Source organism: Neobacillus nitrireducens (assembly GCF_030915405.1).
GTDB lineage: Bacteria > Bacillota > Bacilli > Bacillales > Cytobacillaceae > Neobacillus.
In genome coordinates, this window is the sequence record NZ_CP133262.1 from 4,187,762 (window position 1) to 4,205,686 (window position 17,925).

The following is a 17,925-nucleotide window of genomic DNA, read 5'->3' on the forward strand; positions in this document are numbered from 1 at the left end:
AGTGGGATATGAAAATATAAGATTTCCAGACGGAACAAGATTCTTAGTAACGGGTTCAGCCGGATTTATTGGCTCCAATTTAGTTGAAGCCATAATGAAATTAGGTTATCAAGTTAGAGGACTTGATAATTTTTCAACTGGAAAAAAAGAAAATGTTGAACAGTTTATCAATCATCCAAACTATGAATTCATCGAAGGTGATATTTGTGAACTTGCGACATGCATGAAAGCTTGCGAAGATGTGGATTTTGTTCTTCATCAAGCGGCTTGGGGAAGTGTTCCAAGAAGTATTGATATGCCCTTACTATATGAAGAGATTAATATAAAAGGTACTTTACAAATGATGGAGGCGGCAAGACTGAATAGCGTGAAAAAGTTTGTATACGCCTCAAGCTCATCGGTATATGGTGACGAGCCTTGCCTGCCTAAAAAAGAGGGAATAGAGGGCAATTTGTTATCACCATATGCTCTTACCAAAAAGGTAGACGAGGAATATGGGAAACTATATACCAAGTTATATGGTCTTGATACCTATGGTTTACGTTACTTCAATGTATTTGGTAGAAGACAAGATCCCAATGGGGCATATGCGGCAGTCATTCCTAAATTCATTAAAGAATTACTTAATAATGAACAACCCACTATAAATGGTGATGGGAAACAGAGTAGGGACTTTACTTATATTGAAAATGTAATAGAAGCTAATTTAAAGGCTTGTCTGGCAGATAGTGAAGCTGCAGGTAAGGCCTATAATATAGCATACGGTGGAAGAGAATATTTGATAGATATCTATGCTCACTTGTTGAATGCATTGGACAAAGATATTCAACCTATATTTGGACCTGTTAGAAATGGAGATATTAAGCACAGTAATGCTGATATTTCTAAAGCAAAAGAGAGGCTGGGATATGAACCAGAATGGAGTTTTGAGCGAGGTATAGAGGCTGCTATAGAATGGTATATAGAGAATTTGGGCTACTTAAAGCCGGTGTAAGTTTCCAGGAGGGTAGGAAATGAGTAAACCTATTAGAGTTTTACACGTAGTAGTAAATATGAACAGAGGCGGTGCGGAAACGCTGATCATGAATTTATATCGGAATATCGACCGATCCAAGGTTCAATTCGACTTTCTAACGTGTAAAGTAGGGGTTTTTGATCAAGAAATAAAAGAACTTGGGGGGACTATACATCGGATTCCTTATATTAATGAAGTGGGCCATTTTAGCTACATAAAGGCCCTAAATAATTTTTTCTCTAAACATAATGACTATACAATTGTCCATTCTCATTTAAATCGAATGAGTGGACTAGTCGTTAAAGCGGCAAAGAAAATGGGGATTCAGTATTGTATTTCTCACAGTCATAATACTGGTGGTGAAGGCGGGATTTTGGCTAAGGGATATAAATGGTATTCGGGATTATATATACCCTCCAATTCAGATTATACCTTTGCCTGTTCCGAATCTGCCGCCAAATGGTTATTTGGTAGCAAAGCAAATGATGCAAAATTACTTAATAATGGTATAGAACCTGAAATGTTTACTTACTCTCCTGATATCAGAATGACGAAAAGGAAGGAATTGGGGATTAGTGACCAACTAGTTATTGGTCATGTTGGTAGATTTACAAAGCAAAAGAATCATAAGTTCTTAATTGAAATTTTTGCTGGCTTTGTTAAAAGAAGACCCAACTCTATTTTGTTATTATGTGGAGACGGCGTATTACGGAAAGATATAGAGAAAAGAGTAAATGAATTAAATTTAAAAGAAAAAGTTAAGTTCCTTGGTGTTAGAAGCGATATTAATCAATTACTTCAAGCATTTGACCTATTTTTATTTCCTTCACTGCATGAAGGACTACCAGTTACGCTCATTGAGGCACAAGCAGCTGGAATACCTTGTTTCATTTCGGCTGAGATAACAAATGAGGTTGACTTAGATTTAGGTTTAATGAAATTTATAAATATATCCGGTATAGATTTATGGGTTACTGAACTAGAGAAATTTAACGTGGAAAAAGTAGAACGCCATACCTCAAAGTTCAAAAAGTTAAGAGATCGAGGATATGATATAAAAAATACAGCAGAATGGCTTCAAGACTTTTATATTTCAAATTCGAGGTGATATTTGTTGACGATATTAACTATATTTACCCCGACTTATAATAGGGCATATACACTTCACAAATGTTATGAGAGCCTTAAAAGACAATCAAATAAGGATTTTATTTGGTTAATTATTGACGATGGTTCTTCAGATAATACGGAAGAATTAGTTAGTAATTGGATAGATGAAAATGTTCTTACGATTCGATACTATCGACAGGAAAACCAAGGGATGCATGGGGCTCATAATACTGCGTATAGCATGATCGATACAGAATTAAATGTTTGTATAGACAGCGATGATTACATGCCTTATGATGCTGTTGAAAAAATAGTTTCTTTCTGGAAGGAAAATGGTAGTGAAGATATAGGTGGGATTATTGGCCTTGATTGTAATATTAGAGGTGAAATATTAGGAACAGAACTGCCAAAGTTTATTAAAACTTCGACGCTATTTAACTTGTATAATAAAAACGGAGTTAAAGGGGATAAAAAGCTAGTCTATCGGACGAAACTTACAAAGAAATATCCTTACCCTTTATATAAAAACGAAAAATTAGTTCCACTTTCTTATAAATATTTCATGCTGGACCAAGAATATGAAATGCTATTAATGAATGAAGCGCTTTGTTGTGTGGAGTATCTGCCAGATGGATCATCTCTGAACATACTAAAACAATATAAAGTAAGTCCAAAAGGCTTTAAATTTTATCGTATGGAAATGATGAAATTACCAAACACGCCGTTACTATTCAAATTTAAGCAGGCAGTACATTATGTATCTTCTAGCCTTTTTGCTGAAAGCAAAGGTGTATTAAGGCATTCACCTCAAAAACTACTTACACTTATTGCTTTACCATTTGGTTTCATACTAAATAAATATATTACAGCAAAACTTGAAGGAAAGTAAGCTTATCACGGCATTTCTTTATCCGAAGTTGGGCTTCAAAGCCTATTCGAAAATAATGGTTTAATAAAAATTTCTTTGACATTATGTAGAGTTGATGGTAAATTTTATTCATACAGCGTTCTCTTTAGAGAACTAGCTAATTGTCTAAGTGTGACTAATTAAATAATTTTAAAGTTATTCAAGCAATGATTTACCAAAGTAAACTTTTTAATCTCCTTGTTCTTTATAATGAATTAATTGTGATGGAAGCTAATAATTGAGATTAATGAATCGTGGGTGGAAAAGATGAGCGCAATAACAGGGATTTATCACTTGAATGAGGAACCATTAAATCCTGTTCTAACCAATAACTTAATGCAAGCCTTCCAACAATATCCTGCGGATCGGGTTCAAACATGGAATCATAATAATATTTTTCTTGGCTGTCATGCCCAATGGATTACTCCAGAATCAATTGGTGAACGTTTACCATACTATGATTACGAAAAAAGGCTAGCAATTACAGCGGATGCCATAATTGATAATAGGGATGAGTTGTTTGATAGGTTACAAGTAGGCAGGGAAGAAAGGAAAGCCATTCCAGATAGCCAACTGATTTTAATAGCATACTATAAATGGGGAGAAGAGGTTCCTAAGCATTTAATTGGTGATTTTTCCTTTATGATTTGGGATGAGAAAAAAAGGAAGCTTTTTGGAGCGAGAGATTTTTCCGGAGCGAGAACGCTTTATTTTTACCATGACCAAAGTCGGTTTGCTTTTTCAACAACAATCGAACCGCTTTTCAAATTACCGTATGTAGCAAAAATTCTTAATGAAGAGTGGTTGGCTGAATACCTTGCAATCCCAGGAATGGTTGAGGCGGCTGACACTAAATCGACAGCTTATAAGTCAATTTATCAAATTCCACCCTCACATAGTATTACAATTGCAAATGGTAAGGTATCTCTCTTAAGGTATAAGGCCATAAATTTTAATGAGAAATTAAAACTGAAATCCAATGGAGAATACGAAGAGGCGTTTCAAGAAATTTTCCAAAAGGCTGTAACATCAAGGATTCGTACATACGGTAAGGTAGGTTCACAACTAAGTGGGGGGTTAGATTCAGGTTCGGTAGTTAGTTTTGCTGCCAAAGCTCTACAAAAGGAAGAAAAACAATTACATACCTTCAGTTATATACCCGAAGAAAGTTTTATCGATTGGACACCATATTATTTTGTACCTGACGAAAGACCATTCATTAAAGAAACTGTAAATTATGTTGGTAATATTAATGATCAATATTTGGATCTTCCAGGAAAGAGCCCCCTTACAGAGGTAGATGATTTTCTCTCCATTATGGAAATGCCTTATAAATTCTTTGATAATTCCTTTTGGTTAAAGGCCATAAATGAACAAGCCCATAAGGAAGGAATAAAAATTCTATTAAATGGAGCAAGGGGAAATTATTCTATTTCCTGGGGCTCTCGAACATTAACAGTCGACTATTATGCTTCTTTATTAAAGAAGTTAAAATGGATTCAACTTTATCATGATTTAGGTATGTACTGTAAAAATTTCAAAACTGGAAAATCACGCGTTCTTCCTATAGTGACAAAAAAGGCATTCCCCATGGCAACTAGTCTATTCGTAAAGGCAAATCAAAATGAATACCAATTTCCAATGTTGGTGAATCCAGAAATGGCGGCACGAACGAATGTCCTTGAAAAACTTAAGGGATTTGAAATAGATATAACAGGAAATAGCCATGAGAAGCCAAATGAAGCTAGAATGAAGCACTTTAATTATTTATATTCTTGGAATAAAAGTGGAACGGCAAGTACGAAATTATCTTTGAAATATTCTTTATGGGACCGTGACCCAACCAATGATTTACGTATCATTCGCTTTTGTTTAGCAATACCAGATGAACAATATGTTAATAGTGGAATGGAACGATCACTTATTCGAAGAGCAACAAAAAATTACCTCCCAGATAAAGTTAGATTGAATCAGCATAGCCGTGGTATTCAAGGAGCGGATGTCATTAATCGAATGCAATCCGATTGGCCTAAGTTTATGGAAGAACTAAATCAGCTTATTAAAGACGCAAGGATTGCAGATCTGCTTAATTTGAAGGTAATAAAGGACGCCATTAACTATATCGGGGAATCCCCACGTCCCGAATATATTTTCAATGACCACTTCAGAATCTTAACCCGCAGTTTAGTCGTCTACCGGTTTATTAAAAGTTTTTACTGAAGGGAGGTGATATTTTATGAAGAAAGAATGGAGCAAGCCAGTTTTGGAAGTACTTGATGTTAGTATGACGATGGGTGGACCTGGAAATGCCACTGCTGATAGCTATTGTACCAATAATCAAGATTTTGAAACGCATGATGGAAGATCAAATATGTCAAATATTTGCTCGTAAAATTATAGTAAAATGCTTACCCTTATATTATCAATATTATATAAGGGTTTTTTTTAAAATCTCTAATAACTTATGGGGGACACATGTTAAATACTTTATCGACTGTCGTTTATAAGGTTTTCGGATTAAATGTTGTGAGTGATATCTTTCTACCAGAATTAATCCAAATTAGTGATCAAATAGAAAAGGTAGATGTAAGAATTTTAATAGAAGATTTAACAAAATCCTGGTCTGAGTCCGAAAAAACTCATGGTGACTTTATTGTAAAAGAAAACTTAGTCATGTTTCAAATTCCTAGTATAGCGACCTTTTCTATAGAAGATGGGAACAAGATTATTGTTTCACCATTGGCAGGTTCAATTGAAGGGGAGATTCGGTTATTTATCTTAGGTACATGTATGGGAGTAATTTTGCAACAAAAAAAGATTCTGCCGTTACATGGGAGTGCAATAGAAATTGATGGAAGAGCTTATGCATTTATTGGCAACTCAGGTGCTGGTAAATCAACACTTGCGTCTGCCTTTTTAAACAATGGCTATCGACTTCTAACTGATGATGTTATCGCTATCTCACTTTCGCAAGAGGATATCCCCTTTGTAACACCATCCTATCCACAACAGAAGCTTTGGCAAGAAAGTTTAAATGAATTCGGTATGGATCATCAAAAATATCATCCATTATTCGAACGGGAAACTAAGTATGCCATTCCAGTTCATTCACAATTTTCAACAGATACAATTCCCTTGGGAGGAATTTTTGAACTAGTGAAATCAAATAATGAGGAAACAGAGATACATGTCCTGAATGGACTTGAACGACTCCACACCATGTTTTATCATACTTACAGAAATTTTATGATTGCTCCCTCCGGATTAATGAATTGGCATTTTAATACTTCTGCACAAATAGTAAGGAAAATAAACTTTTTTCAAATTCGAAGGCCATCATCCTACTTTACGGCACATGATTTACCTGCTTATATACTAAAAACATTAAAAATAGAGTTCGAATCTTGATTAAATCAAGTTTTTGGCGAAAATCATAAATTGGGGTTTTAGGAGATAGCTATGGATAATAATCTTTGTCTAGATGTAACGGGTTTACCTAAGGAATTAATCTTTTTACTCGAAGTCTTAAAAAGTGATCATGGCAGCATGCACTTGGACGGGGAAAATGCGGTTACAGAAATCAACTGGAATCTATTTCTAGAGCTGGCCATGCACCACCGAATATATCCATTAATCTATCCAAAATTAAAGATGCTAGATAAAAAAAGGATTCCTGAAAATGTTATTAATTTCTTGGGTCAACAATATAAACAAAATACCTTTCATATGCTCCAATTAAGTGCTGAAATGGGGAAAATTAGTCAACTGTTTTCAGATAATAAGATGCGACTCCTTAATTTGAAGGGACCTGTCCTGGCAACGGACCTATATGGTGAACTTTCTCTTCGGACCTGTGGAGACCTAGATATCCTTGTGCCCATTCAGGATCTGGAAAGAGTGGATCTGCTTCTTTTAAATCAAGGTTACATAAAAGATGATTATATTCAAACTATCTTGGGAGACTGGAAATGGAGACACCATCATGTAACCTACTTTCATTCAGAAAAGCAAATCAAAATTGAAATCCATTGGCGATTAAATCCTGGTCCAGGTAAAGAACCTTGTTTCGATGAATTATGGGAACGTAAAAGAGTATCCTCACTTACAAATTACCCTGTTTATTATTTGGGTAGGGAGGATTTATTTTTATTTCTTGTTTCACATGGTGCGCGTCACGGATGGTCACGCCTTCGCTGGTTGACAGATATTAACGAAATCCTAAAACAAGATATTGATTGGGTAGAACTAGTTAAAATGTTGAAGAAATATCATTACCTACAAATAGGAGGGCAAGCACTTATTTTAGCGTCACAGTTGCTCAATTCAAAGCTATCTGAAGATAGTAGACCATTAATTATAAGAAAAGAGCCGAAAAAGTTAGCGCAAGAAGCAATATTTTACTTTAATAGAATGATTAATTTGCATTCATTTCCTATCCCTGAAGATGTAGCAGTTTATCATAAGCATCATTTATTTTCATTAATGTCTATTAAGCAAAAGTTTTTCTTCATTCTTAGTTTTCTGTATCCGTATCCTGAAGATGCAGAGATATTACCATTACCGAAACAAGTTCATTTTCTCTATTTTCCACTACGTCCTTTTTTGTGGATTTGGAAAAAATTAAAGAGGCAAGTATTGCGCAGGAGGATATCCTAATGAAGGAAATCTTTTACTTTGTGAAAAAATTGCACTCATATTCTGGGAAAATCCTTTATTTTAACCTCCTAGGAATGACGATCATGAGTTTACTTGAAGGAATTGGACTATTATTTTTAATTCCGATGATAAGTATGAGCAATATTGTGAATATAGAAACGAGCGGTACACCATTATCTGGAGCTTTTGAAGCCCTTAAGAATTTCCCTAATTCATTAGGTATGCCGATTATTCTAGGAATTTATGTTTTACTGGTCATTGTTCAAAATATATTGCAGCGTCAAATAACTATCCGGAATACGATTATCCAGCATGGTTTTTTTCGCCATTTGCGGATTGAGACGTATGACGCCTTGCTTCATGCAAAGTGGGACTTTTTTATTAAAAAGAGAAAATCAGATATTATTAATACATTAACCTCTGAAATTGCTACTGCTAGTGCTGGGACAAATTCATTTTTGCAATTTATTGCCTCTCTTATTTTCACATTCATACAAATTGGAATGGCATTTTGGCTTTCTGCCAATATAACAATCTTTGTCTTAATTAGTGGTTTGTTACTTATCTTTTTTTCACGCAAATATCTTAAAAGGTCAATGGCACTTGGAAATAAAAATTATGTTTCCGGTAAAAAGTATCTTGCAGGGATAACAGACCAAATAAATGGGATAAAGGATATTAAGAGCAATACACTTGAGGATTCACGGATGAGTTGGTTCAGGGATGTAACTCAAGATATGCAAAATGAACAAGTGGAATATGCAAAATTAAACACTAAATCACAATTATTTTATAAATCAGCATCAGCTGTTCTAATTGCAATCTTTTTGCTAATTTCTATGAAGCTGTTTCATGCTCAGGGCGGCCAATTATTATTGATAATTATTATTTTCTCAAGACTATGGCCAAGGGTTGCAGGTATTCAGGCTTCAATGGAGCAAATGGCCATGAGGATTCCATCATATAAAGCAGTCATTGATTTACAAAGCGAATGTAAACTTGCTAGAGAGTTTCGAGAAGAGGAAGCACTCGATATAAAACCTCTTTCGATTAGAAATGCAATTGAATGTCAGAATGTCTTTTTTCGTTATAACAAAAGCTTATCGACCTATGCTTTGCAGGATATTAATCTTTACATCCCATCTAATCAAATGACTGCAGTGGTAGGAAGGTCTGGTGCAGGGAAAAGTACTTTAATAGATTTATTAATGGGTCTAAATAAGCCAGAGGAAGGGCAAGTGTTATTGGATGGAGAACCACTTTCAAGTGCTAATCTTCTGTCCCTAAGGCAGGCAATTAGCTATGTTCCTCAAGATCCGTTCTTATTCAATGAGAGTATAAGAGAAAATCTTCTAATTGTGGAGCCGAATGCTTGTGAGGATCAAATTTGGGAAGCTCTAGAATTCTCCTCTGCAGCAGAGTTTGTAAAGAAACTCCCATATGGCCTTGATACAATGATTGGTGATCGGGGAATTAGACTTTCTGGAGGTGAAAGGCAACGACTTGTATTGGCACGAGCCATACTCCGAAATCCATCCATCCTTGTTTTGGATGAGGCAACAAGTTCTTTGGATACAGAGAATGAAGCGAAGATACAGGAAGCATTGGATAGACTAAAAGGGAGAATGACCATAATTGTCATTGCTCATAGATTATCAACGATAAAAAATGCCGACCAGGTTATTGTATTGGAGCAAGGTGAAATTATTCAAAAGGGAGAATTCCTTCAGCTTGCAAAGGAAAAAAGAAGTATGTTTAGTAAGTTACTAAGAAACCAGTTGGAAGCTACATTGTGAAACACTCACTATGTTGTGAGTGTTTTCATTCATAAAACCATAGAAAAAGAAATTGTATAGTTCTTTTATTTATACAAAAAAATTTTTAAATTGTTATTACTATCAACGGTACCAAGTAATACATTACTTACCTCGACCTGATGAATAGACTTAAGATTGTGTATAACCCACTCTTCCTCCACATTTTTTTCCTCCAATACAGAAAAGTCAATCTTGCCTTCTTTAATGATTGTTTTTGGGAGATCAAACGGCTCTAGTTGCATTTGATAGGTCGCGGGTGTCAACGCCTCGAATTTTGGATTCAGAAAAATAGAGATTTTCCCGTCAGACTCCCACATTGCTAATGCCACTTTTTTTATATCCTCTACTTTATCTTTTCTTAATTCTGCTAATAAATGATCAATCGTTATTCTAGCCTTTTTTAGACCATTATAATTGATTTCCCCATCTTTTATAAGTGGAAATGGAACTGGATCAAGGAATTTATCTATCAAAGTAAATTTTAGACTGATAAATAAACTTCCCGTATATAATACCACCAATACTACGGTTGTAATCATTGAGCCTTTCATCCCTAGTTGTTCATCAGATAATGGGTGAGCTATGATATTTCCTAAGACTAGCGCAATAACAAAATCCAGTAATCTTAATTGGGATATGGCGCGTTGGCCCATGACTTTTGCAACAATTAGTAAAAAGAAAAAGGCAATAATTGCTCTTAAAATCCACTCGATTAAACTAAGCGTTTCTTGGCTGTGAAAGAAATTCAAGAAAGACACATCCTTTGCCAGTATACATCCTCCTTAGATTCTCACGGGCTTGTCTATTTTACGCATGGATTTAAAACAATGCCTAAAATTTTAGCCAGTTCACTAAGAAATAAACTGATATAATACCGAATGAGTCAATAGCAAGGTCATAAAACCGCCCATCTCTACCGAAAAAAAGTTGCAGGAATTCTGTTAGAAAAGCAAAAATAATCGATATGATGATAGAATATTTGTGACTCCGTAACAGGTTGAAAAGTAGAATATCCATGATGGCAAAACCGATAAAATGTCCGAACTTCACTTTTATAAATTCAGGATGGATCAAGGTAAAATCATGAAAATAAAAGAACGACAAAAAGTCCGGATTTGAAACCCATCTGAATCCGAATGAATGTAAATATATAAGTCGTTCGATACTTTCTGTCCAGGTATTTAACAATAAAAATAATCCCCACAAAATGACAAGTAGGATTTTTATCGTAGTTAGACTCTTCTGGGTTTTCTTTTTCTTATTCATTTTGCGACTATGTAGTTGCTGGTAATCCAAGATTCTTTCCCCTAACTAAACAGGCATTTTTTATTTCCATTATAGTAAATTCATGACAAGGAATTTGTCAATTGAAGTTGTCGAATGATAGAAATGGAACAACCCCCCTAAAGATTATTAAAAGAAGCTGATTGGGTTAGTCCAATCAGCTCAGCTTAAGTCTACACTTGTAAGAATTTAACACACACCGGATATGGCACAACGATATCCGACTGAATAAGGGTTAGTCTCCCCGAGTCCTCATCCCGTGAATACAATACAAGATTACTCGACTCTTGATTAGAAGCCACAATAAATTTCTCAGTTGGATCGAACATAAAATCTCTCGGCCAATCTCCTTCAGTAGAAATACGTTCAACCAAGCTAAGTTCACCTGTTTCTTGGTCGACACGGAAAATGGCAATACTGTTATGACCACGATTACCCGCGTAGACAAAGAGCCCATCAGATGAAATATGAATCGCACTTCCTTGATTATTTTCTGAAAAATCGGCGGGAAGGGTGGAAATATACTGTTTTTCTGTAAAATAGCCATCTTCCTTAAAATAGGTTAACCCAATAACCTCAGAACTAAATTCAGTCATAATATAAGCGAATTTACCATTCGGATGAAAAACCAAATGCCTTGGTCCGCTACCAGCCTTTAAAGGCAGCAGGTTTGCTTTTGAAAGGGTGCCATCTTCATTAATTGCATAAGTAATCAGTGCATCGATACCTAATTCAACAACGGCCAGATAATTCTTATCAGGGGTGACTCCTGCATAATGGGTATGAGGTTTCTCCTGTCTTGGATCTGGACCTGAACCTTCATGTTTAATACTAGAGGCCGGAGGTTGAATAGAACCATCCTCCTCGTTAATTACATATGATTCGACGGATCCCTTATGGTAATTTGTACTGAATGCATAGCGGTTTTTGCTGTCTACACTTACATGGCAGGGTGATGAGCCGGAAAGCATTTGACTATTGATTTCTGTAAGTGAGCCATCCCCCTCGATCGAAAAAGCGACGACCCCACCTTCTTCCCCCTTTTTTGCAACCGAGTATAAGTAGCGATTGTCCCTACTGATTGTTAAATATGTAGGATTATCTAACTGGGCAGCAACTTTAATATCTGCAATTTTAGCCTCATTCGTATCTAACGTGAAGGAATAAATTCCTTTGCTGCCCCCCTTGGTGTATGTTCCAATATAACCAATATATTTTTCATTGTTAGTCATTTTTCCGCTCCTCAAAAAGTTTATTCTGTTTATTTTAGCAAAATATCGAATCATTACTCAAATAATGCAATGCTTACCTTCTGTTTTGATATTATTAAGTTAAACTATAAATAGTTTAACAATACATATAGAAAAGAGGAAACAAATATGGTCTACCAAGCATCAGGAAATCGTTATGAAGCAATGAAGTATAATCGTAGTGGCCGTTCAGGATTGATGCTTCCCGCGGTATCGCTAGGTCTTTGGCATAACTTTGGCGGTGTTGATAACTATGAAAATGGACGGGCTATGCTTAGAAGGGCATTTGATTTGGGGATTACCCATTTTGATTTGGCTAATAATTATGGCCCGCCACCAGGTTCAGCAGAAGAGATGTTTGGCAAAATTTTAAAAACTGACTTCGCTCCCTACCGTGATGAGATGATTATTTCTTCCAAAGCAGGCTACACGATGTGGCCTGGACCCTACGGGGATTGGGGTTCTAGAAAATATTTGGTATCGAGTCTAGATCAGAGTCTAAAACGGATGGGACTTGACTATGTCGATATATTTTATTCTCACCGCCCAGATCCAAACACACCAATAGAGGAAACCATGGCAGCATTAGATTCCATTGTTCGTCAGGGTAAAGCGTTATACGTTGGAATTTCTAACTACAGCGCGGAACAAACTGCTGAGGCGATAAAAATCTTAAAACAACTAGGGACTCCTTTATTAATCCATCAGCCAAAGTATTCCATGTTTAACCGCTGGATTGAGGACGGCTTGCAGGATGTCCTAGAAGAGAATGGTGTGGGTTCCATTGCCTTTAGTCCATTAGCGCAAGGCTTATTAACGAATAAATACCTAACAGGAATTCCAGCCGATTCACGTGCAGCAAGTCCGACCGGTTTCCTGAGTGTAGATCATGTAACCGCTGATGTGGTTGAACGTGTCCAAAGATTAAATGACATCGCAACTGAACGCGGTCAAAGTCTTTCACAAATGGCTCTTGCCTGGGTTTTACGCTGTGGAAAGGTTACTTCTGTCTTGATTGGTGCGAGCCGAGTGAGTCAAATTGAGGAAAATGTGGATGTTCTTAATAACCTTGATTTTTCTGAAGAAGAACTAGCAAGGATTGAGGATATTCTTAAAAGCTAGAGTAGAACCTTTTATTTGCATTATTCTTTGGGATAAGTGATATTTATACTATCTAGGTCGAAAATGCTCATATATAAAAAGGAGACTACTATGGCAAAAAATATTAAAAATAAGAAAAAAGAAGCAAAATCATCCTCTGCCTTTATTTTTTGGATGATTGGCTTGGTTGCGGTTTTTATTTTAGCTTTTATTTTCTTGGGCAACCATTCAAAACAACAGGATAAAACAACTTCCACAAAAATTGATTATAGCAATCAGCCATTTTTAGGTAAGGAATCAGCCCCTGTTTCGATCATTGAATTCGGAGATTACAAATGCCCGAATTGCAAAAACTTTACCAAGGATGTTGTTCCAATTATCCAGAAGGAACTAGTCGATACAGGTAAAGCAAAGTTTTATTTTATGAATGATTCATTTATTAACGTGGATTCTACCCGGTCTGCTAAATTTGCGGAATCGGTATTCTCAGAGCTCGGCAATGAGACGTTTTGGAAATTCCATGACCTTCTTTACAAAAAACAACCGGAAGATCCTAAATATGAAAAGATGGACGTTTTCACAGAGGATTTCTTGGTAACTACTTTAAAAGAAGTTGCCAACGAAAGTGATGCAGACAAGGTCTTAAAGAACTTCCAGGATAAGAAGTCCGATAATGCTTGGCAAAAAGATATGGATTACGCTGAAACACTAGGTGTGACAGGAACCCCTACCATTTACGTTAATGGCAAAAAGTTTGAGGGACAAACGATTGATGACTTAAAAGAGATGGTAGCGAAAGCGGCAAAGGGTGAATAACATGAATAAATCCTTACTGGTGGCCTGGATAGCAGCCATCGTTGCTACACTTGGCAGCTTATATTTTAGTGAGGTCATGCATTTCATTCCATGTACCCTTTGCTGGTATCAAAGGATATTCATGTACCCGCTGGCAATCATATTGGGGGTTGCAGTTTACCGGAATGATAATGGCATAACTAAATATGCACTGCCGCTGTCAATCATTGGTTTATTCATTGCGGGTTATCATACCTTATTACAAAAAATTCCTTACTTACAACAGTTTGAAATGTGCACAACGGGAGTGCCTTGCTCGAAGGATTATATTAATTGGCTTGGCTTTATAACAATTCCGTTATTAGCATTGATGGCTTTTACGATTATTACTGTCAGCTTGATTATTGTCGCACGCAGCAAAAAGTAGATAGATTTCAAAAGAAAGAGCGGTGAAACCAATGGTTTCCCGCTCTTTCCCGTTGAGAGCCTTAGGCTTTACTAGTCTATTAGTACATAAAGGATGTACCAACAATGATTAATAAAATAAACAACACAACGATTAACGCAAAGCTGTTGTTATTACGACCGTGATCAGACATTAAACTATCACCTCCACCTCTAAACTAATAACAATGTATGCAGGAAGGCTACAATTGAAATGGACAAACGTTGACTATGAAAAAAAAGGAATCAGATTAGTACATCTTACGGTCATAATATCGACATATGTATAATCTGTGAAACGTATTGTTGGTACGAAAAGTATGATTTATCCTACAGAAGAGAGGTGAGTGATGATGATGAATCATGGGAAAATTTTTGGAACAACGAGTATGGGCGAAAGAGGCCAAGTGGTTATTCCATCGGAAGCAAGAGAGGAATTAGGAATCAAGTCTGGAGAGAAGTTTGTTGTTTTTGGTGATGCACGTAAGGGAACCGTGATTTTAGTGAAATCAGAGATTATGAACAAGTTTGCTAATTTCTTTTTTAACAAGTCAAAGAGATTTGAGAAAATTGCTAAAGAAATTTTCGAAAAAACAGAAACAGACATCGAAGACGATGAGGAAAAAGAATAAACTGTAAGTTTGGAAGATGACCACGCAGGCTTGTCCCGTGGAAGTTGTGAATGAAAGGGGAGGACAAGTATGCGTGAGATGTTACGCTTACTATTCAACAAGAGGTTTCGGCAAACGTTTTTTATGTTTATCGGCTTTTTTATACAGTTTTGGTGGTTAGGAAAAACAAAGAGATTTTTACATAAAGATAAGGTAACTCAAAAATATAAGGCTCTTTATACATCTCAAGCTAAAAAGTTTGCTAGGATAGCTGTCGAAATGGGCGGCCTCATTATCAAACTAGGTCAATTTGTCAGCTCGCGGGTTGATATTTTACCAAAGGAATATACCGACATTTTATCAGAACTGCAGGATTCGGTAGCCCCAGTAGATTCAGCGATTGCGATTAAAAGAATCGAAGAAGAGATGTCGGGTAAGGTTTCCAAGCTGTTTGATTCCTTTACCCAAGCACCTGTTGCAGCTGCTTCATTAGGGCAGGTGCATAAAGCGGTTTTGATAACTGGCGAGCATGTCGCGGTTAAAGTGATGCGCCCTGGCATTGAGGCAACGGTTACGCTCGATTTAGCCACTTTGAAAATACTGATTGCCTTTGCTAGAAGATTTACAAAGGTTGGCAAATTTGTTGATTTAAAGGAAGTTTATCAAGAGTTCGAAGAAGTAATCACCGATGAACTAGACTACATTAAAGAAGCGAAAAATATTGAAACTTTTCAAGATTCCTTCCGTGACTTTCCAGGTGTTACGACACCAAAGGTTTATTGGGATCTAACGACAAGTAAAGTGCTCGTTATGGAGTTTATTGAAGGGGTAAAAATCAATGAGATTGATAAACTAGAGGGAGCCTCTATTAATAAGAAGAAATTGGCATCGATTCTTTATTTGTCCTATTTAAAGCAATTGATGGAGGATGGGTTCTTTCACGCCGATCCACACCCAGGCAATCTATTGGTAAAAAAAGATGGGACCCTATGCTATATTGATTTTGGGATGGTTGGCCATATTTCAAATGATATGAAGGAAAATATGGTGAAGCTCGCCATGTCGATTTATCTTAAGGATGCCAGTGGAATTGTTGAAGCCTTTCATGATCTAGGCTTTTTAAGAAAAAAGGCGGATAAGTCTTTGTTAACAAAGAATGTAAAAGTCATTCTTACTGGTTTTTTAGAGGATGGTTTTAAGGTTGACATGATGAACAACGAAGGATTTCTGGAAGAATTGCGTGAGTTTTTATATGAGCAGCCTTTTCAAATCCCGTCTCGAACTACTTTTTTAGGAAAAGCCATTATGACTGTTTTTAGCATTTGCAACGGGTTAGATAAGGACTTTGATCTCATTAAGAATACAAAACCCTATGTGGAAGATATCATGAGCAGTGAGGCCTTTAACCCCGCGAAAGAGACGGTGCTGGACCAAGTTAAAAATACCTTCTTAAAAATAATTCCTTCATCACGAAAGGTATTTAATTTGATTGATCAGCTAGAATCAGGGGAAATTAGAATTCAACCTGCTAAGTCTTTTGAAAAAAGGCTTATCGGACAGCAGGCATACCAAACCAGTAAAATTGTCATGGCAATATTTGGAGCGGGATTATTGATTGCAGGCAGCCAAATTCTCGCAGCTAATCAATTAGCTGGAATCCTTATGATGTGCGGCGGAGGGTTGATTACGCTTGCACAGGCAGGGAGAGGGTCAGCTGGAAAAAGGAGAAGAAGACCACACCCGAATTTTAGAAGGTCGAACGAGTAGCGGATTTGTGGACGATAAGTAGCTGGTACTAAGAGGCATCATGCTTCTTAGTACCAGCTATTTTTTTACAACTACTTTTAATAAAATTAATCGTTTCTTTATATTAATATAGTATAATTAAATAAAGATATTTGCATTCATGGGAAAGACCATCATATATTTCTGAAGAGGTGTTATGGAATGGCAAAAATTTTAGTAGCAGGTGAGATTCCCCAAAAGGGATTAGATTTGTTATCAAAGGATCATGTGGTAGAGGTATTTGCAGGCGAGAAATTGATTACTGAAGCAGAATTAAAAGAGCGTATCAAGGACAAGGACGCCCTGCTAAGTTTATTATCTACCCCTGTAACGAAGGAAGTAATTGACCATGCTCCCCATTTGAAAATTATTGCAAACTATGGAGCGGGGTTTAATAATATTGATTTTGATTATGCGGCAGCAAAAGGAATTCCAACTACCAATACACCGATCGCTTCAACAGCGGCAACGGCTGATCTCACGCTTTCTCTTTTACTAGCAGCAGCTAGAAGAGTCGTAGAAGGAGATGAAGTATGTCGTACGGTTGGCTTCAATGGGTGGGCTCCTCTTTATTTCCGCGGTCGTGAAGTCTCTGGAAAAACAATCGGTATTGTCGGGTTTGGTCAAATTGGCCAAGCAGTTGCAAAAAGAGCAGCAGCTTTTGACATGAAGGTTCTATATACGAGTCCAAGTCGAAAAAGCCCTGAAGTTGAAAATACCCTAAATGCGACCTATGTATCTTTTGATGAATTAGTGGCCGAATCAGATTTCATTACAATTAATTGTTCCTATAATCCAATAATGAAACACATGTTCAGCACAAGTCAATTTGAAATGATGAAATCGACAGCCTATTTGATTAATTGTGCTCGTGGTCCAATTGTTGACGAAGCAGCTCTGATCAAGGCGTTAGAAGAAAAACAGATTGAAGGAGCAGGCATTGATGTATTTGAATTCGAACCTGAAATTGGTGAGGGCTTGAAAAAGCTGAAAAACGTTGTCCTCACTCCACATATCGGAAATGCAACCTTTGAGGCACGAGATGCGATGGCGGAAATGGCATCAGAAAACATCGTGAAAGTACTAAACGGTGAAGCACCTTCTTATGTTATTAATGGTGTGGTTAAAGAAACTATTCTCGTTTAAAAGA

Annotated in this window: 18 protein-coding genes; 14 read left to right on the top strand and 4 right to left on the bottom strand. The window is 36.5% G+C overall.

The window, feature by feature from the left end:
- Position 1 precedes the first annotated feature (1 nt).
- The 8 genes from RCG22_RS20270 (at position 2) to RCG22_RS20305 (ending at position 9,484) form a co-directional block, all read left to right on the top strand.
- Entirely contained in the window at positions 2-994 is a 993-nt protein-coding gene (locus RCG22_RS20270; RefSeq protein WP_308104444.1) for an SDR family oxidoreductase, read from the top strand.
- Positions 995-1,013: 19 nt separating this feature from the next.
- The gene (locus RCG22_RS20275; protein WP_308104446.1) at positions 1,014-2,123 is read left to right on the top strand and encodes a glycosyltransferase family 1 protein; all 1,110 of its coding nucleotides are present in this window, start codon (positions 1,014-1,016) and stop codon (positions 2,121-2,123) included.
- Positions 2,124-2,129: 6 nt separating this feature from the next.
- A complete protein-coding gene (locus tag RCG22_RS20280) occupies positions 2,130-3,014 on the top strand; it encodes a glycosyltransferase family 2 protein (RefSeq protein ID WP_308104447.1) in 885 nt (294 codons plus the stop codon).
- A gap of 285 nt (positions 3,015-3,299) precedes the next feature.
- Positions 3,300-5,252, top strand: coding sequence for an asparagine synthase-related protein (locus RCG22_RS20285; RefSeq protein ID WP_308104449.1), 1,953 nt, complete (start codon positions 3,300-3,302; stop codon positions 5,250-5,252).
- Positions 5,253-5,268: 16 nt separating this feature from the next.
- Entirely contained in the window at positions 5,269-5,424 is a 156-nt protein-coding gene (locus RCG22_RS20290; protein WP_308104450.1) for a paeninodin family lasso peptide, read from the top strand.
- An 83-nt stretch (positions 5,425-5,507) separates the two neighbouring features.
- A complete protein-coding gene (locus tag RCG22_RS20295; RefSeq protein WP_308104451.1) occupies positions 5,508-6,440 on the top strand; it encodes an aldolase in 933 nt (310 codons plus the stop codon).
- A 51-nt stretch (positions 6,441-6,491) separates the two neighbouring features.
- Positions 6,492-7,688, top strand: coding sequence for a nucleotidyltransferase domain-containing protein (locus RCG22_RS20300; protein WP_308104452.1), 1,197 nt, complete (start codon positions 6,492-6,494; stop codon positions 7,686-7,688).
- The gene (locus RCG22_RS20305) at positions 7,688-9,484 is read left to right on the top strand and encodes an ABC transporter ATP-binding protein (protein ID WP_308104454.1); all 1,797 of its coding nucleotides are present in this window, start codon (positions 7,688-7,690) and stop codon (positions 9,482-9,484) included. The genes RCG22_RS20300 and RCG22_RS20305 overlap by 1 nt, the downstream gene beginning before the upstream one ends.
- A 65-nt stretch (positions 9,485-9,549) precedes the next feature.
- Here RCG22_RS20305 and RCG22_RS20310 read toward each other — a convergent pair whose 3' ends face one another.
- The 3 genes from RCG22_RS20310 to RCG22_RS20320 form a co-directional block, all read right to left on the bottom strand.
- Positions 9,550-10,254: a DUF421 domain-containing protein gene (locus RCG22_RS20310; protein WP_489685531.1), complete on the bottom strand. Its 705-nt coding sequence runs from the start codon at positions 10,252-10,254 to the stop codon at positions 9,550-9,552.
- An 82-nt stretch (positions 10,255-10,336) separates the two neighbouring features.
- Positions 10,337-10,771 carry a VanZ family protein gene (locus RCG22_RS20315; protein WP_308104456.1) on the bottom strand — a complete coding sequence of 145 codons (435 nt, stop codon included), beginning with the start codon at positions 10,769-10,771 and terminating at the stop codon, positions 10,337-10,339.
- Positions 10,772-10,962: 191 nt separating this feature from the next.
- Positions 10,963-12,021, bottom strand: coding sequence for a lactonase family protein (locus RCG22_RS20320; protein ID WP_308104457.1), 1,059 nt, complete (start codon positions 12,019-12,021; stop codon positions 10,963-10,965).
- 147 nt (positions 12,022-12,168) lie between these two features.
- Here RCG22_RS20320 and mgrA point away from each other — a divergent pair, with 147 nt between their 5' ends.
- The 3 genes from mgrA (at position 12,169) to RCG22_RS20335 (ending at position 14,362) form a co-directional block, all read left to right on the top strand.
- Complete coding sequence (gene mgrA, locus RCG22_RS20325; RefSeq protein WP_308104458.1) at positions 12,169-13,161, top strand: L-glyceraldehyde 3-phosphate reductase; 993 nt, start codon at positions 12,169-12,171, stop codon at positions 13,159-13,161.
- A gap of 90 nt (positions 13,162-13,251) precedes the next feature.
- Positions 13,252-13,956, top strand: a complete 705-nt coding sequence (locus tag RCG22_RS20330; RefSeq protein WP_308104460.1) for a DsbA family protein — start codon at positions 13,252-13,254, stop codon at positions 13,954-13,956.
- Position 13,957: 1 nt separating this feature from the next.
- Positions 13,958-14,362 carry a disulfide oxidoreductase gene (locus RCG22_RS20335; protein ID WP_308104461.1) on the top strand — a complete coding sequence of 135 codons (405 nt, stop codon included), beginning with the start codon at positions 13,958-13,960 and terminating at the stop codon, positions 14,360-14,362.
- Positions 14,363-14,441: 79 nt separating this feature from the next.
- Here the strand turns inward: RCG22_RS20335 and RCG22_RS20340 are convergent, their stop codons facing one another.
- A complete protein-coding gene (locus RCG22_RS20340; protein ID WP_098259925.1) occupies positions 14,442-14,534 on the bottom strand; it encodes a YjcZ family sporulation protein in 93 nt (30 codons plus the stop codon).
- A gap of 195 nt (positions 14,535-14,729) precedes the next feature.
- Between RCG22_RS20340 and RCG22_RS20345 the strand changes: the two genes are divergently transcribed.
- From RCG22_RS20345 to RCG22_RS20355, 3 genes are all read left to right on the top strand, one after another.
- On the top strand, positions 14,730-15,011 hold the full coding sequence (locus RCG22_RS20345; protein WP_286137717.1) for an AbrB/MazE/SpoVT family DNA-binding domain-containing protein: 282 nt from the start codon (positions 14,730-14,732) through the stop codon (positions 15,009-15,011).
- 69 nt (positions 15,012-15,080) lie between these two features.
- Entirely contained in the window at positions 15,081-16,757 is a 1,677-nt protein-coding gene (locus tag RCG22_RS20350) for an ABC1 kinase family protein (RefSeq protein ID WP_308104462.1), read from the top strand.
- Between the two features lie 180 nt (positions 16,758-16,937).
- On the top strand, positions 16,938-17,921 hold the full coding sequence (locus RCG22_RS20355; protein ID WP_308104463.1) for a 2-hydroxyacid dehydrogenase family protein: 984 nt from the start codon (positions 16,938-16,940) through the stop codon (positions 17,919-17,921).
- Positions 17,922-17,925 lie beyond the last annotated feature (4 nt).